This is a genomic window from Hydrogenophaga bisanensis, from assembly GCF_042665135.1.
Lineage (GTDB): Bacteria > Pseudomonadota > Gammaproteobacteria > Burkholderiales > Burkholderiaceae_C > Hydrogenophaga > Hydrogenophaga bisanensis.
This window is the reverse complement of sequence record NZ_JBHTBX010000007.1, coordinates 24,210-46,210: the sequence shown is the minus strand read 5'-3', so window position 1 is coordinate 46,210 and position 22,001 is coordinate 24,210. Positions and strand designations below refer to the sequence as shown.

The 22,001-nt window shown below is 65.9% G+C and carries 23 protein-coding genes; 13 read left to right on the top strand and 10 right to left on the bottom strand.

Going from position 1 to position 22,001, the window contains the following annotated elements:
• Nucleotides 1–5: 5 nt before the first annotated feature.
• Nucleotides 6–629 carry a TetR/AcrR family transcriptional regulator gene (locus ACFQNJ_RS11525; protein WP_382257341.1) on the bottom strand — a complete coding sequence of 208 codons (624 nt, stop codon included), beginning with the start codon at nt 627–629 and terminating at the stop codon, nt 6–8.
• 110 nt (nt 630–739) lie between these two features.
• Here ACFQNJ_RS11525 and ACFQNJ_RS11520 point away from each other — a divergent pair, with 110 nt between their 5' ends.
• Both ACFQNJ_RS11520 and ACFQNJ_RS11515 read left to right on the top strand, forming a co-directional pair.
• Entirely contained in the window at nt 740–1,642 is a 903-nt protein-coding gene (locus ACFQNJ_RS11520) for a crotonase/enoyl-CoA hydratase family protein (RefSeq protein ID WP_382257338.1), read from the top strand.
• A gap of 158 nt (nt 1,643–1,800) precedes the next feature.
• A complete protein-coding gene (locus tag ACFQNJ_RS11515) occupies nt 1,801–2,874 on the top strand; it encodes a serine endopeptidase (RefSeq protein WP_382257335.1) in 1,074 nt (357 codons plus the stop codon).
• 25 nt (nt 2,875–2,899) lie between these two features.
• On the opposite strand, the gene ACFQNJ_RS11510 is transcribed toward ACFQNJ_RS11515, so the two are convergent.
• The 5 genes from ACFQNJ_RS11510 to ACFQNJ_RS11490 all read right to left on the bottom strand — a co-directional run bounded on the left by ACFQNJ_RS11510 (nt 2,900) and on the right by ACFQNJ_RS11490 (nt 6,986).
• The gene (locus tag ACFQNJ_RS11510) at nt 2,900–4,096 is read right to left on the bottom strand and encodes an MFS transporter (RefSeq protein WP_382257332.1); all 1,197 of its coding nucleotides are present in this window, start codon (nt 4,094–4,096) and stop codon (nt 2,900–2,902) included.
• Nucleotides 4,097–4,106: 10 nt separating this feature from the next.
• Nucleotides 4,107–5,285, bottom strand: a complete 1,179-nt coding sequence (gene tgt / locus ACFQNJ_RS11505) for a tRNA guanosine(34) transglycosylase Tgt (RefSeq protein WP_382257329.1) — start codon at nt 5,283–5,285, stop codon at nt 4,107–4,109.
• 43 nt (nt 5,286–5,328) lie between these two features.
• Complete coding sequence (locus ACFQNJ_RS11500) at nt 5,329–5,718, bottom strand: c-type cytochrome (protein WP_382257326.1); 390 nt, start codon at nt 5,716–5,718, stop codon at nt 5,329–5,331.
• A gap of 19 nt (nt 5,719–5,737) precedes the next feature.
• Nucleotides 5,738–5,887 carry a hypothetical protein gene (locus ACFQNJ_RS11495; protein ID WP_374643124.1) on the bottom strand — a complete coding sequence of 50 codons (150 nt, stop codon included), beginning with the start codon at nt 5,885–5,887 and terminating at the stop codon, nt 5,738–5,740.
• Between the two features lie 151 nt (nt 5,888–6,038).
• On the bottom strand, nt 6,039–6,986 hold the full coding sequence (locus tag ACFQNJ_RS11490; protein WP_382257323.1) for a LysR family transcriptional regulator: 948 nt from the start codon (nt 6,984–6,986) through the stop codon (nt 6,039–6,041).
• A gap of 103 nt (nt 6,987–7,089) precedes the next feature.
• Here ACFQNJ_RS11490 and ACFQNJ_RS11485 point away from each other — a divergent pair, with 103 nt between their 5' ends.
• From ACFQNJ_RS11485 to ACFQNJ_RS11475, 3 genes are read left to right on the top strand one after another with little or no spacing between them, the layout of a single operon-like run.
• Entirely contained in the window at nt 7,090–8,400 is a 1,311-nt protein-coding gene (locus tag ACFQNJ_RS11485; protein WP_382257321.1) for an aromatic ring-hydroxylating dioxygenase subunit alpha, read from the top strand.
• Nucleotides 8,397–8,888 carry an aromatic-ring-hydroxylating dioxygenase subunit beta gene (locus tag ACFQNJ_RS11480; protein WP_382257318.1) on the top strand — a complete coding sequence of 164 codons (492 nt, stop codon included), beginning with the start codon at nt 8,397–8,399 and terminating at the stop codon, nt 8,886–8,888. Before ACFQNJ_RS11485 ends, ACFQNJ_RS11480 begins: the two co-directional genes overlap by 4 nt.
• Before the next feature lie 2 nt (nt 8,889–8,890).
• Nucleotides 8,891–9,202 carry a non-heme iron oxygenase ferredoxin subunit gene (locus tag ACFQNJ_RS11475; protein WP_382257315.1) on the top strand — a complete coding sequence of 104 codons (312 nt, stop codon included), beginning with the start codon at nt 8,891–8,893 and terminating at the stop codon, nt 9,200–9,202.
• Here the strand turns inward: ACFQNJ_RS11475 and queA are convergent.
• Nucleotides 9,185–10,297 (bottom strand): tRNA preQ1(34) S-adenosylmethionine ribosyltransferase-isomerase QueA, encoded by a 1,113-nt coding sequence (gene queA / locus ACFQNJ_RS11470; RefSeq protein ID WP_382257312.1) that lies wholly within the window; start codon nt 10,295–10,297, stop codon nt 9,185–9,187. The two genes, ACFQNJ_RS11475 and queA, sit on opposite strands and share 18 nt — an antisense overlap.
• Before the next feature lie 99 nt (nt 10,298–10,396).
• Here queA and recG point away from each other — a divergent pair, with 99 nt between their 5' ends.
• Genes recG through ACFQNJ_RS11455 form a run of 3 tightly spaced genes read left to right on the top strand, consistent with a single transcriptional unit; the run spans nt 10,397 to nt 14,435 of the window.
• Entirely contained in the window at nt 10,397–12,514 is a 2,118-nt protein-coding gene (gene recG, locus ACFQNJ_RS11465) for an ATP-dependent DNA helicase RecG (protein WP_382257309.1), read from the top strand.
• 21 nt (nt 12,515–12,535) lie between these two features.
• Complete coding sequence (locus ACFQNJ_RS11460; protein ID WP_374643138.1) at nt 12,536–13,495, top strand: hydrogen peroxide-inducible genes activator; 960 nt, start codon at nt 12,536–12,538, stop codon at nt 13,493–13,495.
• A gap of 16 nt (nt 13,496–13,511) precedes the next feature.
• Nucleotides 13,512–14,435, top strand: a complete 924-nt coding sequence (locus ACFQNJ_RS11455; protein ID WP_382257305.1) for a 4-hydroxybenzoate octaprenyltransferase — start codon at nt 13,512–13,514, stop codon at nt 14,433–14,435.
• Between the two features lie 3 nt (nt 14,436–14,438).
• On the opposite strand, the gene proC is transcribed toward ACFQNJ_RS11455, so the two are convergent.
• The 3 genes from proC to ACFQNJ_RS11440 form a co-directional block, all read right to left on the bottom strand.
• On the bottom strand, nt 14,439–15,266 hold the full coding sequence (gene proC, locus ACFQNJ_RS11450) for a pyrroline-5-carboxylate reductase (RefSeq protein ID WP_382257302.1): 828 nt from the start codon (nt 15,264–15,266) through the stop codon (nt 14,439–14,441).
• A gap of 81 nt (nt 15,267–15,347) precedes the next feature.
• A complete protein-coding gene (gene glpK / locus ACFQNJ_RS11445; protein ID WP_382257299.1) occupies nt 15,348–16,841 on the bottom strand; it encodes a glycerol kinase GlpK in 1,494 nt (497 codons plus the stop codon).
• A 35-nt stretch (nt 16,842–16,876) separates the two neighbouring features.
• Nucleotides 16,877–17,659, bottom strand: a complete 783-nt coding sequence (locus ACFQNJ_RS11440) for a DeoR/GlpR family DNA-binding transcription regulator (RefSeq protein WP_374643145.1) — start codon at nt 17,657–17,659, stop codon at nt 16,877–16,879.
• A 158-nt stretch (nt 17,660–17,817) separates the two neighbouring features.
• Between ACFQNJ_RS11440 and ACFQNJ_RS11435 the strand changes: the two genes are divergently transcribed.
• From ACFQNJ_RS11435 to ACFQNJ_RS11415, 5 genes are read left to right on the top strand one after another with little or no spacing between them, the layout of a single operon-like run.
• Nucleotides 17,818–18,900 carry an ABC transporter ATP-binding protein gene (locus ACFQNJ_RS11435; protein WP_382257296.1) on the top strand — a complete coding sequence of 361 codons (1,083 nt, stop codon included), beginning with the start codon at nt 17,818–17,820 and terminating at the stop codon, nt 18,898–18,900.
• Nucleotides 18,897–19,967, top strand: coding sequence for an ABC transporter ATP-binding protein (locus ACFQNJ_RS11430; protein WP_382257293.1), 1,071 nt, complete (start codon nt 18,897–18,899; stop codon nt 19,965–19,967). Before ACFQNJ_RS11435 ends, ACFQNJ_RS11430 begins: the two co-directional genes overlap by 4 nt.
• Complete coding sequence (locus ACFQNJ_RS11425) at nt 19,964–20,860, top strand: carbohydrate ABC transporter permease (protein WP_374643151.1); 897 nt, start codon at nt 19,964–19,966, stop codon at nt 20,858–20,860. Before ACFQNJ_RS11430 ends, ACFQNJ_RS11425 begins: the two co-directional genes overlap by 4 nt.
• Complete coding sequence (locus tag ACFQNJ_RS11420) at nt 20,853–21,665, top strand: carbohydrate ABC transporter permease (protein WP_382257289.1); 813 nt, start codon at nt 20,853–20,855, stop codon at nt 21,663–21,665. The genes ACFQNJ_RS11425 and ACFQNJ_RS11420 overlap by 8 nt, the downstream gene beginning before the upstream one ends.
• Nucleotides 21,665–21,973 (top strand): DUF2160 domain-containing protein, encoded by a 309-nt coding sequence (locus ACFQNJ_RS11415; protein ID WP_382257286.1) that lies wholly within the window; start codon nt 21,665–21,667, stop codon nt 21,971–21,973. The genes ACFQNJ_RS11420 and ACFQNJ_RS11415 overlap by 1 nt, the downstream gene beginning before the upstream one ends.
• Nucleotides 21,974–22,001: the final 28 nt, after the last annotated feature.

Genomic DNA, 22,001 nt, shown 5'->3' with positions numbered 1-22,001 from the left:
GCTGCTCAGGACCAGTGCTCCAGAAGAATCTTTGTGGCGCGTACCCAGTGACTGATCATCTGTTGCCGACGCGCGGAGCTGCGTCGCAACACCCCCGACAAGACAAACCCACGCAGGAAGTCCGTCGTCATCGCGATCACCGCGTCGTGACCAGGCAGGTCGGCCACAGACGAAAACAAGGCTTTCAGAACCCGTTCGCTGTCCTTGCGCGCATCACGTTCCACCTTGCCCAGGGCATCCCGCAGGCCAACATCGGTGCGGGCGATGGCCCAGAGTTCCAGCTCCGCCATGAAGGCGGGTTGGGCCATCATCAATGCCAGAGCTCGCACGGCACGCTCCACCGCATCGGGTGCGTCCTGCAGTTTGTCCAGCATCTCATACACGGTTTGCTCGTTGCGGCGGACGAGCTCGTTCACAGTGGCGGACAGCAGATCGGCATGCGTGGGGAAATGGTGGAGTAAAGCCCCGCGGCTGACCCCCGCCCGCTGCTGCACCGCCAGCGTGGTCGTCCGGGCCGCACCTTGCTCAATCAGGAGAGAGACCGCAGCACCGAGAACCCGATCCCGGATGGAGGGCTCCACGGGGTCGCGGCGTCGCGCTGTCTTTTTCCGTTTGGCCGTGTCTTGCATGTGTCCAATCATCATACCGTCAGTATTGACTGTCCGATGTGTCCTGCATACAGTCAATGTTGACTGCCTGATTTGATTGCCATGTTCATCCCTTGAAGGAGAAGCCATCCATGCCCAAATACACCACGCTCCAGATCGACAAGGATCCGCAGAATCCTCGCGTCGCTCGGCTCCTTCTGAATCGGCCTGAGCGACTGAACGCCATCAGCGACGAGACGCCACGCGAGATCCGGGCCGCGGTCGAGTGGGCGAATGCCGACGACGAGGTGCATGCGATCATCATCGAAGGTGCTGGCAAGGGCTTCTGTGGTGGCTATGACCTGTCGGGCTATGCAGAGCAGCAGATCGAACATCCCTGCCAGCAGGAGACGACGCCATGGGACCCAATGGTCGACTATGCCTACATGAAGCGCAACACCGAGGACTTCATGGCGCTTTGGAGAAGCTCGAAACCCACCATCGCCAAGGTCCATGGTGCTGCCGCGGCCGGTGGCAGCGACATTGCCCTTTGCTGCGACCTGCTGGTGATGGCCGAGGATGCCCGCATCGGCTACATGCCCACGAGGGTATGGGGTTGCCCGACCACGGCGATGTGGACATTTCGCCTCGGGCCCATGCGGGCCAAGCAGGTGATGTTCACCGGGGATCTGATTGACGGGAGGACTGCAGCTGAATGGGGGTTGGCCACCATGGCGGTGCCGCCAGATCAGCTGGAAGCGGCCACCATGAAGCTGGCTTCCAGGATCGCGGGAGTTCCCCGCGCCCACCTGGCCATGCACAAGATGGTGGTCAACCAGGTCATGCTGAACATGGGCCTTGAGCAGACCCAGATGATGGCGACCGTGTTTGATGGCATCACCCGCCACAACCCTGAGGGTCTGTGGTTCCGGCGCCATGCCCAGGCACATGGCTTCAAGTCCGCTATCGAGTGGCGGGACAGCGGACGTCCCATTCCGGAGGGAGACGAGGCCAGAGAGTTGATCCGGGAGATCGATGCTCAAAGAAAGATCTAGCAAGATACCCTCGTTGGTACATCTGTCCTCCTTGTTGAACGGTTGGCTGTCGGCGCAGTGCCTGAATGGCTGGCGCGGTCCGGTCTGGGTTCCGCAGCGCATCAGCCGGTGAGTGGGCTGACAATCATGATCACACAACGGTTTTCAAGGGGAAGAGGATGAGCAAGTCTTTGCGGTTGTCAGAAAAGTGGTTTCGTCGGGGCCTGTGGCTGGTGGCGTTCCTGTTTGCCTGGTTCCTGACCGGGTTGGGCAGCACCATCGTGGGGGATCTGCCCAAGGTGGAGCAGGTGCGTTCCCTGGACGACTTCATGGACCCGCAGCGCACCCCCCAACTCAAGGCGACCATCAAGTCCGCGGAGCGCGAGGCCGAAGAGGCGCAGGCGGCCCTGGACCAGGCCCAGCTCAAGCTGCAGACTGCCCAGGCCAACAACCGTGCGGCCCGCGAGACCTATTCCAACTGGCTGGCCACGCGGCGGGCCACCGAGCGTCCGGAACAGGACGAGGAACTGCTGCGCCGAACCCGCGAACTGGACGGACTGCGCCAGACCGAGCGGGAAGCGCTGGCGGCCGTGGAACGGCAACAGCAAATCGCCCTTGATGCGCGTCAGGCACAGCAGCGGGCGCAGACCCAGTTGCAGGACCTGCGCGAACAGGCGCGCGATTCCTACGAGTCTGCCCTTCGCGCTCAGGAGCTGAGGGTGTTTGGCTACCGGCTGGCGCTGACGCTGCCCCTGCTGCTGGTGGCCGGATGGCTGTTCAGGAAGCACCGCAAGGGCGCATCGTGGCCGTTCGTCTGGGGCTTCATCATCTTCGCGCTGTTTGCCTTCTTCGTGGAACTGGTGCCTTATCTGCCGAGCTACGGAGGTTATGTGCGCTACATCGTGGGCATCGTGCTGACGGTGGTGGGCGGGCGCTATGCGATCCAGGCCTTGCAGCGCTATCTGGAGCGGCAGAAGCAGGCCGAAGCCTTGCCGGACACCCAGCGTCGGCGGGAACTGGACTACGATCTGGCGCAGGCGCGGCTGACCAAGAACGTCTGCCCGGGCTGCGAGCGTGCGGTCGATCTGAAGGATGGCAAAACCGATTTCTGCCCGCACTGCGGTCTGTGCCTGTTCGACCATTGCGGCCATTGCCACACCCGCAAGAGTGCTTTTGCCCGCTATTGCTATGCCTGTGGCACAGCGGCCGCGCAACCGACAACAGACGCGGTGCCGCCGGCTGTGCAGGCCTGAGGCGGCATGCTCAGTGGCGGTATGGTCAGGGGCGGTGTTCGGCCTTGACCAGTGGCCGCAGGGCCAGCAGGCCCAGCACCGGCCCCAGGGCCAGGGCCGGCAGCAGCAGGCCCAGTGACATCACCGTCGACAGCTGCACGAACAGCAGGATGCTGACGATGGAGATGGCAAAGCCGATGCTGTTGGTCAAGGTCAGCACGCTGCCCACCGCTTGCGCCGGGGCGTTGCGCGCGGTCAGCGTGGAGAACTGGGGCGAGTCGCCCGCCACCGTGATGCCCCAGATCAGCAGCCAGCCGTAGAACAGCAGGTCCGGTGCCTCCATGGCCCAGGGGGCCACCACGCAGCACAGGCCGCTGAGGGCCAGCTGCACGCCGGCCACACGGGCGCTGCCCCAGCGCTGCGCCATTTGCCCGCCGGCGATGCAGCCCAGGGCCCCGGAGCCCAGCAGCGCAAACGCGGCCCAGGACAAGGCCGTGCCCTCCAGCCGACTGGCCAGGATGAGCGGCATCAACACCCAGACGGTGTATAGCTCCCACATGTGGCCGAAGTAGCCCAGCACCGAGCTGCGCACCTTCGCATCCGACAACAGGGTGCCCAGCGCCCGCCACTGCAGGGTGGTGACGCGGGCCACCGCACCTGGTGCGTCGGGCAGCAGCAGGTACAGCATCAGGCCACCGGCGGCGGCCAGCGCGGCCACGCCCAGCATCAGGGTGGGCCAGGGCAGGGCGTAGGACAGGGCGCGCAGCGCATGCGCGCTGGCCGACCCGATCACCAGGGCGCCCACCAGCAGACCCAGGGCGGCGCCCAAGCCCCGCGAGTACCACTGTGAGGCGATCTTCATGCCCACCGGGTAGATGCCGGCCAGGAAGAAGCCGGTGGCAAAACGCCAGCCCATCAGTGCCTGGTAGTCCGCCACCATCGCCCAGGCACCCACCGTGCACGCAGCACCTGCCAGGGCGCAGACCAGAAACACGGCGCGGGCCGGGAAGCGGTCGGCAATGGCCAGCAAGGCAAACACCAGCGTACCCAGGATGAAACCGAACTGCAGCGCCGAGGTCAACGACCCCACCGCCGTGGCGGGCCAGCCGAACTCGCGCTGCAGGTCGGGCATGACCGCATTGACCGCGAACCACAGCGAGGTGCCGGCGAACTGCGCCGCCACCAGCACCGGCAGCACCCGGCGCGGGATCAGGGACTCGTGATGGGCGGTGGCGGCCGTCATGCGCCAGCGCTCACACGCCGCGCGCGCGGTCGGCCTTGAAGCGGCTGCGGAAGGCCTCGAACGCACCAGCATCCAGTGCGTCGCGTACCTCCTGCATCAGGTTCAGGTAGTAGTGCAGGTTGTGGATGGTGGCCAGCATGGGGCCGAGCATCTCGCCGCAGCGGTCCAGATGGTGCAGGTAGGCGCGACTGAAGCCCTCGCGCCCGCCATCGGCGTAGCTGACGCCGCTGCGGCCGGCGCAGGCGTAGCAGGTGCAGGTCTCGTCCAGCGGGCGATGGTCGCTCTTGTGGCGCGCGTTGCGGATCTTCAGGTCGCCATAGCGGGTGAACATGTGGCCGTTGCGCGCGTTGCGCGTGGGCATGACGCAGTCGAACATGTCCACGCCGCAGGCCACGCCCTCAACCAGGTCCTCCGGTGTGCCCACCCCCATCAGGTAACGCGGCTTGTGGGCCGGCAGGCGGTGCGGGGTGTGGGCCATGATGCGCAGCATCTCGTCCTTGGGTTCGCCCACGCTGACACCGCCGATGGCGTAGCCGGGGAAGTCCATCTCCACCAGGGCGTCGAGCGACTCCTGGCGCAGGTGTTCGAACATGCCGCCCTGCACGATGCCAAAGAGCGCGTTGGGATTGCCCAGGCGCTCGAACTCGGCCTTGGAGCGAACCGCCCAGCGCCGGCTCATCTCCATGCTCTTGCGGGCTTCGGCCTCGGTCGTGATGTGACCGGAGCCTTTCTCGCCCTGCCAGTAGGGCGTGCACTCGTCCAGCTGCATCACGATGTCCGAATTGAGCACCGTCTGGATCTGCATGCTGACCTCAGGCGACATGAACAGCTTGTCGCCGTTGACGGGCGACGCGAAATGCACCCCTTCTTCGGTGATCTTGCGCATGTCACCCAGGCTCCAGACCTGGAAGCCGCCCGAGTCGGTCAGGATCGGCTTGTTCCACTTTTCGAAGCCGTGCAGTCCGCCAAAGCTCTTCATGATGTCCAGGCCCGGGCGCATCCACAGGTGGAAAGTGTTGCCCAGGATGATCTGGGCCCCCATGTCCTCCAGGCTGGCGGGCATGACCCCCTTGACGGTGCCGTAGGTGCCCACGGGCATGAAGATGGGGGTCTGGATCACGCCATGGTTGAGCGTGAGGCGGCCGCGGCGCGCATGGCCTTCGGTTTTGAGCAGGTCGAATTGGAGCATGGGCCGCATTGTCTCAAAGCGGCCGATGCGATGCTGGCGGAACTTATTTCAGGGGTTCGAGCGCCAGGATCCAGGCAACGATGCGGGCTGCGTCGGCCTGGGTGACCGCGTGCCGGTGCGTGGGCATGAACTCGCCCTGAACCTTGCCGGTCCAGTGGCTGGCGTAGGGGCTGCGGCCCTGGTCAGCGGGCAGCGAACCGGTCATGACAGTGGCGGTCAGCTGCTGCTGGGCGCCCTTGACGCTCTTGTAGCGGGTGGCGATGTCGCGCCAGGCCGGCGCCAGCGGTGGTGGACTGCCGGCCGTGCGCGACGGTTCTGTCTGGTGGCAGGCCACGCACCCCGAGGCCTGGGTCAGGCGCAGGATCTCGTCGTCCGCGGCCTGAACCGTGAGGGCGCCAAGCAGGGCGGGCAGCGCGATCCAGCGGGTGTTCATGAGCGGCGGCCTCGGTGCTTCAGCGAGCGGCAGATCCCGCCGGGGCTTCGACCATCTGCGCGGCCGTCGCGTTTTGGTGATCCGAAGCGTCCCAACCCCAGGCCAGCAAGACGGCGAGGGTCACGGAAAGAACAAGGGCGATGCCAAGGCGGGTCAGGATTTCGATCACGGGAGATGACGGTGGCTGGTGAGACGCAGTCGATTGTCCATGCGCACGGTGGCGATTCTGGCACGAGAAGGTACCAAGGTGTTACGGGATGCGGCATCGGTCGCAGCCGCAGCCCGGCGTGTGGCGCGGGCGAGACGTGCCGCACGGTTCATCAGCCGTTCGCTCGTGCCTGGCCGGTGGTTTCCGCGGCCTCGGTCGTGCCGAAGTGCGAAGCCATCAGGTGCCTGAGCCATTGGTGACCGGCGTCGCGGTGCAGGTGGCTGTGCCAGTACTGGCAGATGACGCTGGTGGGCAGGGTCAGGGCCAGCGGACGGCTGACCAGTCCGAAAGGCTGGCAGACCCGGGTGGCAAAGCGCTCGGGCACGATGGCCATCAGCCGGGTGTCCGACAGCACCTGACCCAGCGCCACGTAGTGGGGGACGGTCAGCTGGACAGGTCGGCTCACGCCCCGCTGCGCCATCCATTCGTCCAGGCGCCCGTGGTCGGTGCCCGAGGCGGCCACCCGCACCTGGGCCGTCTGGCGCAGTTGCGCTGCACTGATCCGTCGCGCCGGCGTGAGCGGGTGGTCGGCCCGCATCAGGGCCACGTGGCGCTGCCGGAACAAGGCCTGCTGGTAGAAACCCGCCTGCAGCGAGGGAAGTGCACCCAGCGCCAGATCCACCCGCCCCGCCGCCATGTCTTCACGCAGGTTGGGGTCGGCCACCGGCACGCAGCGCAGGGTCACACCAGGGGCCAGGTCCGCCAGCGCCTCCATCAGCACGGGCAGGAAGTAGATTTCTCCCACGTCCGTCAGGGCCAGGGTGAAGCAGCGGCGGCTCGTGGCCGGTTCGAAGCGGGTGCGTACGTTCAGGGCGCCATGCAGCGTCTCCAGTGCCTGAGCCACGGGGCCGGCCAGTTCCTGTGCGTAGGGCGTGGGGGCCATGCCGGTGGCGGTGCGCAGAAAGAGCTCGTCCCCCAGCAGCCGGCGCAGCCGCGCCAGGGCGTTGCTGACCGCCGGCTGGCTCAGGCCCAGCGCATCGGCCGTGCGCGAGACCCCGCGCTCGCGCACCAGGTGGTGAAAGACCACCAGCAGGTTCAGGTCGATGTCGGTCAGCTTCATGGTCTGACCATTATTTCATTGGTGAATGTGACCTATTGATGAAATCCGATTGCCGGATAGTGTGGCGTTCTGCATGATCGGCTTGAAATACCGGAGACAAGCCATGACGACGACCGCCTGCAGCGGCCCCGACAACCTGCACTGGGAAGGCGGGGGCACCAGCCGCATTCCTTTTGCCGTCTACACCGACGAGCAGCGCCACCAGCGCGAACTCGACCGCTTCTTCTATCGGGGCCACTGGTGCTACGTGGGGCTGGAGGCTGAAATCCCGAACCCCGGTGACTTCAAGCGCACGGTGGTTGGCGAGCGATCGGTCATCATGACCCGCGCGGCCGACGGCCAGATCCACGTGGTGGAGAACGTCTGTGCGCACCGCGGGATGCGCTTTTGCCGCAAGCGGCACGGCAACACGACCGAATTTGTCTGCCCGTACCACCAGTGGAGCTACACGCCCGACGGCAGCCTGCAGGGTGTGCCACTGCGGCGCGGCGTGCGCCAGGACGGCAAGGTCAACGGCGGCATGCCCGCCGACTTCAACCCCAGGGACCATGGCCTGACGCGGCTGAAGGTGGCTGTACGAGGGGGGGTGGTGTTCGCCAGCTTCGACCACGAGGTCGAGTCGCTCGAAGACTACATGGGGTCGACCATCCTGCGCTACTTTGATCGCCTCTTCAATGGTCGCAAGCTCACCATCCTGGGCTACAACCGCCAGCGCATCCCGGGCAACTGGAAGCTGATGCAGGAGAACATCAAGGACCCGTACCACCCGGGCCTGCTGCACACCTGGTTCGTCACCTTCGGCCTCTGGCGCGCCGACAACAAGAGCGAGCTGCGCATGGACGCGCACCACCGGCACGCCGCGATGATCTCCACCCGCGGCAGCATGGGCCAGGCCAGCGGCCAGGCGGCGCAGGTGACGCAGGTCTCCAGCTTCAAGGAAAGCATGCAGCTGGAAGACCCGCGCTTCCTGGACATCGTGCCGGAGCCCTGGTGGCAGTTGGACGACAAAGTGCCCACAGCAGTGATGACCACACTGTTTCCCAGCGTGATCTTCCAGCAGCAGGTCAACAGCGTGAGCACGCGCCACATCCAGCCCGACGGCCACGGTGCCTTCGACTTCGTGTGGACCCACTTCGGTTTCGAGGATGATTCGCCCGAGATGACCGAGCGGCGCCTGCGCCAGGCCAACCTGTTCGGCCCGGCCGGTTTCGTCAGTGCCGATGACGGTGAAGTGATCGAGTTCTCGCAGCAGGCCTTCGACAGCAAGCCGCAGCACCGCGCCCTGGCCGAACTGGGCGGGCGCGAGGTGGGCGAGACCGACCACATGGTCACTGAGACCCTGATCCGCGGCATGTACGAATACTGGCGCAAGGTGATGGAGGCACCTGAACACACCGCGGAGGTGCAGCCATGAGCGCCCCCGTCAAGATCGACTTCGACACCTGGCAGGCTCTGCAGGCGCTCTACAGCGACTACGCCTCGGCCGTCGACAGCGGCGACTGGGACCTGTGGCCGACCTTCTTCACCGCCGACTGCGTCTACAAGCTGCAGCCGCGTGAGAACCACGAGCGCGGTTTCCCTCTGGCCACCCTGGCCTTCGACAGCCAGGCCATGCTGCGTGACCGGGTGTATGGCATCAAGGAAACGCTGTTCCACGATCCGTATTACCAGCGCCATGTCGTGGGCGCCCCCATCGTCCGTCAGATCGATGACCAAGGGCGCCTGCATTGCGAGGCCAACTATGCGGTGTTCCGCACCAAGCTCGACGGACCGAGCACGGTCTTCAACGTCGGCCGTTATCTCGACATCGTGGTCAGCACGCCGCAAGGTTATCGCTTCGCGCATCGGCTGTGCGTCTACGACAGTGAGATGATTCCGAACTCCATCATCTACCCGATCTGACCATGAGCAACTGGATCGATGTGGCCGCCGAGGCCGATCTGTTCGAAGGCGCGGGCATCGCGGTCACCCCGTGCGGTCACGACATTGCCCTGTTCTCGGTGGAAGGCCAGGTGTTCGCCACCGACAACCAGTGCACCCATGGCCCGGCCAAGCTGTGCGACGGCTTCATTGAAGGGACGGAGATCGAATGTCCGTTCCACCAGGGACGATTCGATCTGCGCACCGGCGCCGCCACCCTGGAGCCGGCCAGCAAGCCCATCAAGGTCTGGCCGGTCAAGGTTGAGGCCGGGCGAGTCCTATTGGATCTGGGTTGACCGCTCCAGCAGCATCGCGTCGCCGTAGCTGAAGAAGCGGTAACGCTGGGCCACCGCGTGGCGGTAGAGCGCCATGATGTGGTCATAGCCCGCAAACGCGCTGACCAGCATCATCAGCGTGCTCTTGGGCAGGTGGAAGTTGGTGATCAGGCGGTCCACCACCTGGAACTGGAAGCCCGGCGTGATGAAGATGTCGGTGTCACCCTGCAGTTCGCCGCTGCGTGCCCAGCTCTCCAGCGTCCGGACGGTGGTGGTGCCCACCGCCACGACCTGGCCGCCGCGCGCCTTGCAGTCCGCCATCGCCTGAACCGTCGCGGGCGGGATGGCGTAGCGTTCGCGATGCATCACGTGGTCGGCGATGCGCTCGGTCTTCATCGGGGCAAAGGTGCCGGCGCCCACATGCAGGGTCACGTTGGCCCGCTGAACACCGCGTGCCTCCAGCGCCGCCAGCACGCCTTCGTCAAAGTGCAGCGCGGCGGTGGGCGCGGCCACGGCGCCAGGCACCCGGGCAAACACGGTCTGGTAGCGGCGTGCGTCGTCTTCGGTGTCCCCGTGGGTGATGTAGGGCGGCAGCGGCACGTGGCCGTGGCGCTCCATCAGCGCATATGGGTCCTCCCCGGCCGTGCCTTCCAGCCGCAGGCGAAAGAGCTGACCTTGCTCGTCGGGCCAGCGGCCGATGAACACGGCGTCAAACCCGCCGCCCTTCAGGCCTCCGGCCAGGTGCAGTCGCCCGCCGGGCAGGGGCTTCTTGCTCACCCGCAGGTGGCCGACCACCTCGTTGCCGGAGCCGTCGGTGGCTTCGTGCGGCAGCAGCACGCGCTCGATCAGCAGTTCCAGCTTTCCGCCGGAAGCCTTCTCGCCAAAGATCCTCGCCTTGACCACCTGGGTGTCGTTGAACACCAGCAGGTCGCCCGGCTCCAGCAGGCCGGGCAGGTCCCGGAAGATGCGGTCGACCGGGGCTGTGCGCCTGCCGTCCAGCAGGCGCGAGGCACTGCGCTCGGCGGCCGGGTGCTGGGCGATCAGGTCTTCAGGGAGGTGGAAGTCAAAGTCGGCGACGGTGAACCCGTGTGCCGGGGAGGAGGATGGAGTGCTCATGCGCTTGAGGGCCGGACCAGGCCCGTTCCAAGGTGATCGGGGAAAGGCATCACCCGAAAGGGTGGATAAAAATACAGGAAATGCAGGCAGAATTCTCCCATGTCCGCCGAAGCCGCCGCTGCCACGCCCTCAAAACCCTTGTCCGCGCCCCAGAAGGCGCTGCGCAAGCTGGGCCTGGTCCGCGACATCGACCTGGCCTTGCATTTGCCCTTGCGCTACGAGGACGAAACCCGCATCACGACCCTGCGCGATGCCCGTGACGGGCAGGTGGTGCAGCTTGAAGGCACGGTGACCCACCAGGAGATCAGCTACCGGCCCCGGCGGCAATTGCTGGTGACGCTGGACGACGGCACCGACACCTGCACCCTGCGTTTCTTCACCTTCTATCCCTCGCACCAGAAGGCGCTGGCGGTTGGTGCGCGGGTGCGGGTGCGCGGGGAGATCCGGGGAGGTTTTCTGGGACGCAGCCTCATGCACCCGGCCTTCCAGGCCGCCGGCGGTGACCTGCCCGATGCGCTCACGCCGGTCTACCCCACCAGTGCGCAACTGCCCCAGCCCTACTTGCGCAAGGCGGTGGCTTCGGGTCTGCGCCGGGCGGACCTGGGCGAGACGCTGCCCACCGGGGTGCTGCAATCGTTGCAAACAACGCTCAGGGGATTGCGTGCGCCGCTGATGAGCCTGCGCGAGGCATTGCACTACCTGCACCACCCGGGGCCGGATGTGTCGCTGGACGCGCTGGAAGACCACAGCCACCCGGCCTGGCAGCGGCTCAAGGCTGAAGAGCTGCTGGCCCAGCAGCTGTCACAGCTGGCAGCCAAGCGCGAACGAGATGCCCTGCGGGCACCGGTGCTCCCGCTGCGCAGTGGCGGCTTGCATGAGCAGCTGCTGGGGGCGCTGCCCTTCGGTCTGACGGCGGCGCAGCGCCGGGTGGGTGAGGAAATCGCGCGCGACCTGTCACGGCCGGTGCCCATGCACCGCCTGTTGCAGGGGGATGTGGGCTCAGGCAAGACCGTGGTGGCCGCGCTGGCCGCCGCCATCGCCATGGATGAGGGCTGGCAATGCGCATTGATGGCGCCCACCGAAATCCTGGCCGAGCAGCACTTTGCCAAGCTGGTCGGCTGGCTGGAACCCTTGCTGGCCCCCCTGGGCAAGCGCGTGGCCTGGTTGACGGGCAGCCAGAAGAAAAAGCAGCGCACCGAGATGCTGGCGCTCATTGCCAGCGGTGAGGCGGCGCTGGTGGTGGGCACCCATGCGGTGATCCAGGAGCAGGTGCAGTTCCGCAACCTGGCCCTGGCGATCATCGACGAGCAGCACCGCTTCGGTGTGGCCCAGCGGCTGGCGCTGCGCAGCAAGATGGGAGACGGCGCCTCTGACGTGGCCGGAGAACCGCACCTCCTGATGATGACCGCCACCCCGATCCCGCGCACCCTGGCCATGAGCTACTACGCGGACCTCGACGTCTCGACCATCGACGAACTGCCGCCCGGACGTACGCCGATCGTGACCAAGGTCGTGGCCGACAGCCGACGCCACGAGGTGATCGAGCGCATCCGCGCGCAGGTGGCCGAGGGCCGGCAGGTCTACTGGGTCTGTCCGCTGATCGAAGAGAGCGAGGCCCTGGACCTGTCCAACGCCACCGCGACCCACGCTGAACTCAGTGAAGCCTTGGGTGGCGTCATGGTTGGCCTGCTGCACTCGCGCATGCCGGTGGCGGAGAAAAAGGCGGTGATGGCCCTGTTCAGCGAAGGGGTGATGGGGGTTCTGGTGTCCACGACGGTGATTGAGGTCGGCGTGGACGTGCCCAATGCCTCGCTGATGGTGATTGAGCACGCCGAGCGCTTCGGCCTGTCGCAGCTGCACCAGTTGCGCGGACGGGTGGGGCGGGGGGCAGCGGCCTCGGCCTGCGTGCTGCTGTACACCCCGCCCGAGGGCGGGCGTCTGGGCGAGACAGCACGGGAACGCCTGAAGGCCATGGCCGAGACCACCGACGGGTTCGAGATCGCTCGCCGGGATCTGGAGATCCGCGGTCCCGGCGAGTTCCTGGGCGCCCGCCAGTCCGGTGCGCCGCTGCTGCGCTTTGCCGACCTGGCCACCGATACCCACCTGCTGGAGTGGGCACGGCAGGCGGCAGCCGAGATGCTGACGCATTACCCCGAAGCTGCCGAGCGGCACGTGGCCCGTTGGCTGGGTACCAAGGCCGAATACCTCAAAGCCTAGAAGCACGGGCAAAATACGCCCATGACGCTCACCGAACTCAAGTACATCGTCGCGGTGGCCCGCGAGCGGCACTTCGGCAAGGCGGCCGAAGCCTGCTTCGTGTCGCAGCCCACGCTGTCCGTGGCCATCAAGAAGCTGGAAGAGGAGCTGGAGCTCAAGATCTTCGAACGCAACGCCAGCGAGATCGCGGTGACGCCCCTGGGGGAGGAAATCGTCCGCCAGGCCCAGACGGTGCTCGAGCAGGCCGCCGCCATCAAGGAGATCGCCAAGCGTGGCAAGGATCCGCTCGCCGGCCCCCTGCGCCTGGGTGTCATCTACACCATCGGCCCCTATCTGCTGCCCAACCTGGTGCGTCAGGTGATCGAGCGGACCCCGCAGATGCCGCTCATGCTGCAAGAAAACTTCACCACCAAGCTGCTGGAGCAGTTGCGTCTGGGTGAAATCGACTGTGCCATTCTGGCCGAGCCCTTTCCGGACACCAACCTGGCCCTGGCGCCGCTGTACGACGAGCCCTTCCTGGCGGCGGTCCCGGTCAATCACCCGCTGGCCAAGGCCGACAGCATCACGTCCGAGGAACTCAAGCGCGAGACCATGCTGCTGCTGGGAACCGGGCACTGCTTCCGTGACCACGTGCTGGAGGTCTGCCCGGAGTTCGCGCGCTTTTCCAACGATGCCGAGGGCATTCGCAAGAGTTTTGAGGGCTCTTCGCTGGAAACCATCAAGCACATGGTGGCCGCCGGGATGGGCGTGACGCTCGTCCCTCGCCTGTCGGTGCCCAGTTCGGCGCTGGACGGGTCGGCGCCCGAGGATGCCGATTTTGGCGACTCGTCGTTCGTGCGCTACCTGCCCTTCCAGGGTGACCCGCCAACGCGCCGCGTGGTGCTGGCGTGGCGGCGCAGCTTCACCCGCTACGAGGCCATCGCGGAGTTGCGCAACGCCATCTATGCCTGCGAACTGCCGGGCGTCAAGCGGCTGTCCTGACATGGGAGCTGCGGCCATGGCGGCGCCTTCGCGCCTGAATCTCTATCTGGACCTGATCCGCTGGAACCGCCCGGCAGGGTGGCTGTTGCTGCTCTGGCCCTCACTCTCGGCACTCTGGGTGGCGGCCGATGGCTTCCCCGGCTGGCACCTGCTGGCTGTTTTTGTCGCGGGCACCATCCTCATGCGCAGTGCGGGTTGCTGCGTCAACGACATCGCCGACCGCGACTTCGATCGCCACGTCAAGCGGACCGCGGCGCGTCCGGTCACCAGTGGCCGTATCGGCGTCCGGGAGGCGCTGGCGGTCGGTGGCGTGCTGGCCTTTGTGGCTTTCCTGCTGGTGCTGACCACCAATCTGTCGACCATTGCCTGGTCGGTGGTGGGCTTGGTCCTGTCGCTCATCTACCCCTACGCCAAGCGCCATGTCTCCATGCCGCAGGCGGTGCTGGGGGTGGCTTTCAGTTTTGGCATTCCCATGGCATTTGCCGCGGTGCTGGGCGGACCCGCCTGGGAGCTGTTCGGTGCCCGCGCCGTCACCGATGCTGCCAGTCCCGGTGTGCTGGAGAGCGTGCCCACCGAGGCGTGGTGGCTGATGGTCGGCAACCTGTTCTGGGTGCTGGCGTACGACACCGAGTACGCCATGGTGGACCGCGACGACGATCTGAAGATCGGCATGAAGACCTCGGCGATCACCCTGGGCGATGCCGATGTGCCGGCCATCACGGTGTTCTATCTGGTCTTTCTGGGCATCTGGACCGCGGTCCTCTGGGAGCAGGTGAATCTGGTGGTCTGGGCGGTCACGCTGGTCGTGGCGCTGGCCCAGGTGGTCTGGCACTACCAGCTCATCAAGGACCGCACGCGTGAAGGCTGCTTCAAGGCCTTTCGCCTCAACCACTGGCTGGGCTTCACCGTATTTGCCGGGGTGGTGGCGGGTCTGGCCTGAGGCTCAGGCACCGAATTCGCGCCCCAGCTCGGCGGCCCGTGCCTGTGCCGCTTTCAGGGCCTGGGCGAAGCGGTCCTTCATGCCCGAGGATTCCATCGATGTGATGGCCGCGTAGGTGGTGCCCCCTTTGGAGGTGACCCGCTCGCGCAGCACCTGCGGCGGGTCATCCGAGCGCTGGGCCAGCGTCGAGGCGCCGACAAAGGTGCCGACCGCCAGCTGGTAGGCCACCTCGGGCGACAGGCCCATGGCGGCACCCGCATCGCGCATCGCTTCCAGGAAGTAGAACACGTAGGCCGGGCCCGAGCCGGACAGGGCAGTCACGGCGTCCAGGTCGGCTTCCACGTTCACCCACACCAATTCGCCCGTGGTGCGCACTACTTGCTCGACCAGGGCCTTGTCGTCGGCGCTCACCGCGGCGCGCGCCATCAGGCCGGTCATGCCCAGGCCGACCAGGGCCGGGGTGTTGGGCATGGCACGCACGACGCGCTCGGTGCCGAGCCAGCGGGCGATGCTCTCGCTGGTGATGCCGGCGGCCACGCTCAGGTGCAGCGCGCCGGCCACGTGGGCGCGGGCGGCTTCGGCGGCGTCCTTGAAGGTCTGCGGCTTGACGGCCCAGACCACCAGGTCGGACGGCTTCAGTTCAGCGCTGGCGGCGGGCAGCACGGTCATGCCAGGAAACTGCTGCGTGAGCCTGACGCGCTGCTCGTCCCAGGGCTCCACCACCTGCAGAGCGTTGACCGGGTGGCCCTGGCGGACCAGACCGCCGATGATGGCGCTGGCCATGTTGCCGCCGCCGATGAAGGTGATGAGGGGAGTCTGTGATGAGCTCATGACCAGCCGTCCTGAATGTTGGGTCCGCTATTTTGCGACGACCCGGTGGACGCTGGCTTGCAGCAGACTGGCGATATCGGGTCAGGCCGCGACCGTCTGCCTCACGGCATGCTCCCATTGCGCCATGCGTTCCGTCGCGCGCTCGCGCGAAAGTGTCGGATGGAATACCCGCTCGGCTTTCCATTGGGCCGACAACTCTTCCAGGCCTGAGTACATCCCGGCATGCAGACCCGCCAGGTAGGCCGCGCCCAGCGCCGTGGTTTCGATGACCGCAGGTCTGACCACCGGGATGCCCAGCAGGTCGGCCTGGAACTGCATCAGCAGGTCGTTGACGCAGGCACCGCCGTCCACCCGCAATTCGGCTACCGGCACGCCGCCGCTGGCCACCGCGTCGCGGCTCATGGCCTGCAGCAGCGAAGCGCTCTGGAAGGCAATGCTCTCCAGAGCGGCCCGGGCGATGTGGGCCATCGTTGTGCCGCGCGTCAGCCCGACGATGCTGCCCCGGCAATCCGGCTGCCAGTACGGCGCGCCCAGGCCCGTGAAGGCCGGCACCAGCACCACGCCGCCGGCGTCGGGCACGCTCTCGGCCAGTGCCTGGACCTCGCTGCTGGATTCGATGGCGCGCAGGCCATCGCGCAGCCACTGCACCACCGCACCGCCAATGAAGACGCTGCCTTCCAGCGCGTACTGGGGCGTGCCGGGCGGCTGCGCGGCTGCTGTGGTGATCAGCCCGTTCTGGCTGATCTGGAAACGCTCGCCAGTGTGCATCAGCATGAAGCATCCGGTGCCGTAGGTGTTCTTGGCCATGCCCGCCGAGAAGCAGGCCTGCCCGAACAGCGCGCTTTGCTGGTCACCGGCCACGCCGCCGATCACCAGCGGCGCACCCAGCCACGCGGGGTCGACTTCCCCGAACGGAGCACTGGACGGCAACGAGCGCGGCATCATGGCTGCGGGAATGTCCAGCGCCCGCAGAAGATCCGTGTCCCAGTCCTGCGTGTGGATGTTGAACAGCATCGTGCGCGCCGCGTTGCTGTGGTCGGTCACGTGGGTGCGGCCCTTGGTGAGCTGCCAGATCAGCCAGCTGTCCACCGTGCCAAAGGCCAGTTCCCCCGCCTCGGCCTGCGCCCGTGCGCCGGGCACCTGGTCCAGGATCCATTTGAGCTTGGTGCCGGAGAAGTAGGCGTCGATCCGAAGTCCCGTCTTCTCCTGGACCACGGGCGTCAGTCCGGCATCCCGAAGGGCAGCGCAGGTGGCTTCGGCGCGGCGGTCCTGCCAGACGATGGCGTTGTAGACCGGTTCACCGGTGCGCCGGTTCCAGACCACGGTGGTCTCGCGCTGGTTGGTGATCCCGACCGCGCGGATATCCCTGGCGCTCAGGCCGGCTTTCGCCAGGGCCTCGCGCGCGGTCTCCAGCTGGGTCTGCCACAGGTCGCGCGGGTCGTGCTCCACCCAGCCAGGCTGGGGATAGATCTGGCGAAACTCGCGCTGCGCCATGGCCACCACGTGGCCGTCACGGTCGAAGACGATGCTGCGGGAGCTGGAGGTGCCCTGATCCAGGGCAAGCAGGTAACTCATGGGAAACACCAGGGAGAAAGGACGAAGAAAAGGGTTCAGTGGCTATCGCCTTGCTCGGCCGCCACCACGCATTCGACATGACCCTGGGCCAGCAGGTCGTCGAATGGCGCAGGCGGCGCCGCATCGGTGAACAGCACGTCGATGTCGTTCACATGGGCCAGTTCCACCATTGCCGGACGGTTGAACTTGCTGTGGTCTGCCGCCAGCCAGACCTCGCGCGACTGTTCGATGATGGTGCGGGCCACCTTGACCTCGCGGTAGTCGAAGTCCCGCAGCGTGCCGTCGGCCTCAATGCCGCTGATGCCGATCAGGCCGATGTCGACCTTGAACTGGCGCATGAAGTCCACCGTGGCCTCGCCGACGATGCCCTGGTCGGAGGCACGCACCTGTCCCCCGGCCACGATCACCTCGCAGTCCGGGTTGGCGCTCATCAGGGCGGCCACGTGCAGGTTGTTGGTGATCACACGCAGTCCCCGGTGGTGCAGCAGCTCCCGCGCCACCGCTTCCACGGTCGTTCCGATGTTCAGGATCAGCGAGCATCCGTTGGGCACGCGCCGGGCGATCGCGCGCGCAATGCCGTTCTTGGCCTCGGATTGCATGGCCTGTCGCTGCCGGTAGGCGATGTTCTCGGTGGTGGAGCCCGGCAGGCGCACGCCGCCGTGAAAACGCGACAGCAACCCGGCCTCGGCCAGGCGCTGGACGTCCCGGCGCACGGTTTGCAGTGTGACGCCGAAGCGCTCGGCCAGGGCTTCGATCGACTGCGGCCCTTGGGCGCGCACCAGATCGAGCATTTGTGTGTGGCGGGGGGCCAGATTCATGACGGGCGATGTGTCTGCAATCGTGATGACCCGAACATAACGGAAAACCAACTGTCGGCCCTAAGGGTAAGTACCGAATAAAAACGAAGAAAAACGAACATTAAAATCGGCGAAACGAACAAAACAGCAACGGCTTCGCGCCACTTCCAGGAAGACGAATGCAGCTATCTCTGGAGCAGGTGGGCAAGACGGTGGGCCCTGCGGTCCATCTCTATCCCATGAGCCTCACCCCTGTGCCCGGTGCCGTTACGGTGCTTCTGGGGGCCACCCAGGCGGGCAAGACCAGTCTGATGCGCCTGATGGCGGGGCTTGATGTGCCCAGCCAGGGCCGGGTTCTCGTGGACGGCCGGGACGTCACGGGCGTTCCGGTGCGCGATCGCAACATCGCCATGGTCTACCAGCAGTTCATCAACTACCCGTCCATGACGGTGTTCGACAACGTCGCCTCGCCCCTGAAGCTGGGCGGACGCCCGAGGAACGAGATCGACCAGCGTGTGCGCGAGATCGCATCGCGCCTGCACATCGACATCTTCCTGGAGCGACTGCCAGCCGAGCTCTCGGGCGGCCAGCAGCAGCGGGTGGCGCTGGCCCGTGCGCTGGCCAAGGGTGCGCCGTTGATGTTGCTGGACGAACCGCTGGTCAACCTGGACTACAAGCTGCGTGAAGAGCTGCGCGAGGAGTTGTCCTCGCTGTTTTCTGCGGGCAATTCGACGGTCATCTACGCCACCACCGAGCCCTCGGAGGCCCTGCTCCTGGGGGGCTACACCGCCGTCATGGACGCGGGTGAACTGCTGCAATACGGGCCCACCGCCGAGGTCTTCCACCAGCCGCGATCCATCCGGGTGGCCCGGGCCTTCAGCGATCCACCCATGAACCTGGTGGAGGCCGAGGCGGTCGATGGCGGCCTGCGCCTGCGCGGCGGCGCCACTCTGCCGGTGGACCTGCCGGGTGAGGCTTCGCGCTCCGTTACCGTGGGAATCCGCGCCAGCGCGCTGCGGGAAACGGCACGCCCGGGTGATATTGGCATTCCGGGTGAGGTGGAACTCGCCGAGATTTCCGGATCGGACACCTTTGTCCATGTGAACACCGCGCAGGGTGAACTGGTGGCCCAGCTCACCGGGGTCCACGAATTTGATCTGGGTGCGCACATCACCCTGCACATCGACCCGTCGCAGGTCTACGTGTTCGATCGGGCTGGTGACCTTGTTCGCGCACCCCGTCGCCAGGAGGTGAAGGCATGAGCCGCATCGATCTCGACCTGGCCCATTCCTACCGGCCCAACCCCTCGCAGGACAGTGACTACGCACTCCTGCCCCTGAAAATGAGCTTCGAGGATGGCGGTGCCTACGCCCTGCTGGGGCCGTCGGGTTGCGGCAAGACCACCATGCTCAACATCATGTCGGGGTTGCTGGTGCCTTCGCACGGTTCGGTCTGCTTCGATGGCCGGGATGTGACCCGGGCCACCCCCCAGGAGCGCAACATTGCCCAGGTGTTCCAGTTTCCGGTCATCTACGACACCATGACCGTGGCCGAGAACCTGGCATTCCCCCTCAAGAATCGCAAGGTGCCGGCCGATCAGATCCGCCAGCGTGTCGGGCAGATCGCTGAAATGCTGGACATGAGCCACCAGCTGGACATGCGGGCCGCAGGGCTGTCCGCGGATCAGAAACAGAAGATCTCGCTCGGTCGGGGTCTCGTCCGGCCGGACGTGTCCGCGGTCCTGTTTGACGAACCCCTGACGGTGATCGACCCGCACCTCAAGTGGCAGTTGCGGCGCAAGCTCAAGCAGATTCATCACGAACTCAAGCTCACGCTCATCTATGTGACGCACGACCAGGTCGAGGCGCTGACGTTTGCCGACCAGGTGGTGGTCATGACGCGTGGAAAGGTGGTGCAGCTGGGTGCGCCGGACGCATTGTTCGAACGCCCGGCCCACACCTTTGTGGGGCATTTCATCGGCTCACCCGGCATGAACCTGCTGGAAGTGGAGGCTCAAAACGGCTCGTTGCGGATCGGTGACCGGGTATTGCCAGTACCCCGTCCACTTCCCGAGGGCCCGCTGCGCCTGGGTATCCGGCCCGAGTACCTGCGGCTGGTGCCACTGTCGGAGCAGGGTTGCCTGCCTGGCACCGTGACGCGTGTCCAGGACATCGGAACGTATTTTCTGGTCACCGTCGATGCGGCGGGCCAGTCGCTCAAGGCCAGGCTGTCGAACGAGACCGCCATCCCAAGCACGGGATCGCTGGTCGGCCTGCAGATCCTGGGCGATCACACCTGCTTCTACCAGAACGAGGAGCTCGTCGCATGAGCGCCACCACCAAACCTGTCAACCAGAAAGCCTGGTTCCTGATCCTGCCCGTCTTTATTTGCGTGGCCTTCTCGGCCATCCTGCCGCTGATGACGGTGGTGAACTACTCGGTGCAGGACATCATCAGTCCCGAGCGCCGCGTCTTTGTCGGCACCGAATGGTTCGCGGCCGTCATGCGCGACGAAGACCTGCATGCCGCGCTCTGGAACCAGATGAAGTTTTCCCTTGCGGTGCTGGTGGTGGAGATCCCGCTGGGCATCGCCCTGGCCCTGGCCATGCCGGCGCAGGGGTGGAAAGCCTCGGCGACCCTGGTCATTGTGGCGCTGTCGCTGCTCATTCCCTGGAACGTGGTCGGGACCATCTGGCAGATCTTCGGGCGCGCCGACATCGGCCTGATGGGCCACAGCCTGGAACGTCTGGGCATCGAATACAGCTACACGGGGGATGCCACCCAGGCGTGGCTGACCGTGCTGCTCATGGACGTCTGGCACTGGACGCCACTGGTGGCGCTGCTGGCCTACGCCGGGCTGCGCAGCATCCCCGACGCCTACTACCAGGCCGCCCGCATCGATGGCGCCAGCAAGCTCTCGGTGTTCCGCTACATCCAGCTGCCCAAGATGCGCGGCGTGCTGATGATCGCGGTGCTGCTGCGCTTCATGGACTCTTTCATGATCTACACCGAGCCTTTCGTGCTCACCGGCGGCGGTCCCGGCAACGCCACCACCTTCCTGAGTCAGTACCTCACCCAGAAGGCCGTGGGCCAGTTCGATCTGGGGCCGGCAGCGGCTTTCTCCCTGATCTATTTCCTCATCATCCTGCTGTTCTGCTTCGTGCTCTACAACTGGATGCAAAGCCTCGGCCAGGCCGAGAAAGAAGGAGCCGGCCATGCATGAGCGGCGTTTCCAGAAGCGGTCCCTGTTCCTGATCGCCTATCTCATCTTCGCCCTGTTACCCATCTACTGGATGGTCAACATGAGCTTCAAGACCAACGAGGAAATCCTCTCCTCATTCAGCCTCTGGCCCCAGGCCTTCACCTGGGACAACTACAAGACCATCTTCACCGACGAGAGCTGGTACTCGGGCTACATCAACAGCCTGATCTATGTGGGCATCAACACGGTCATTTCCCTGACCGTGGCCTTGCCCGCCGCCTATGCGTTCAGCCGCTACAGCTTCCTGGGCGACAAGCACGTGTTCTTCTGGCTGCTGACCAACCGCATGACGCCGCCGGCCGTGTTTCTTCTGCCGTTCTTCCAGCTCTACACCACCGTGGGACTGATGGACACGCACATTGCCGTGGCGCTGGCACACCTGCTGTTCAACGTGCCGCTGGCGGTCTGGATTCTGGAAGGCTTCATGTCGGGCATCCCGCGCGAGATCGACGAAACCGCCTACATCGACGGCTACAGCTTCCCTCGCTTCTTCCTCACCATCTTTCTGCCGCTCATCAAGGCGGGTGTGGGGGTGGCAGCGTTCTTCTGCTTCATGTTCAGCTGGGTGGAACTGCTCATGGCCCGCACGCTGACCAGCGTCAACGCCAAGCCCATCGTCGCCACCATGACCCGCACCGTCAGTGCCAGCGGCATGGACTGGGCCACGCTGGCGGCGGCGGGCGTGCTCACCATCGTGCCGGGGGCCATCGTCATTTGGTTCGTCCGGCACTACATCGCCAAGGGCTTCGCCATGGGGAGGGTGTGATGTTCAACTGGATGGCCTGGACCACCCCTGTTGCCGTGTTCTTCACCTGCATCGCGCTCATGCTGATCGGCATGACGGTGTGGGAGATCAAGTCCCCCACCGTCAAGCGCAAGGGCTTTCTGCCCATGGCCACCACCCGGGGCGACCGGCTCTTCATCGGCCTGCTGACGGCCGCCTACCTCAACCTCGCCTTTGTGGGCGCAGCCGAGTGGATCGGCGAACTGATGACGCTGGATGAGCCGCCCAGCGTGTGGATCAGCTTTGTCGCCTCCATGCTTGTCCTGGCGCTGATCATGCGCAAGGGCTGATCGTTCACCCCAGGGAATACGGCCCGGC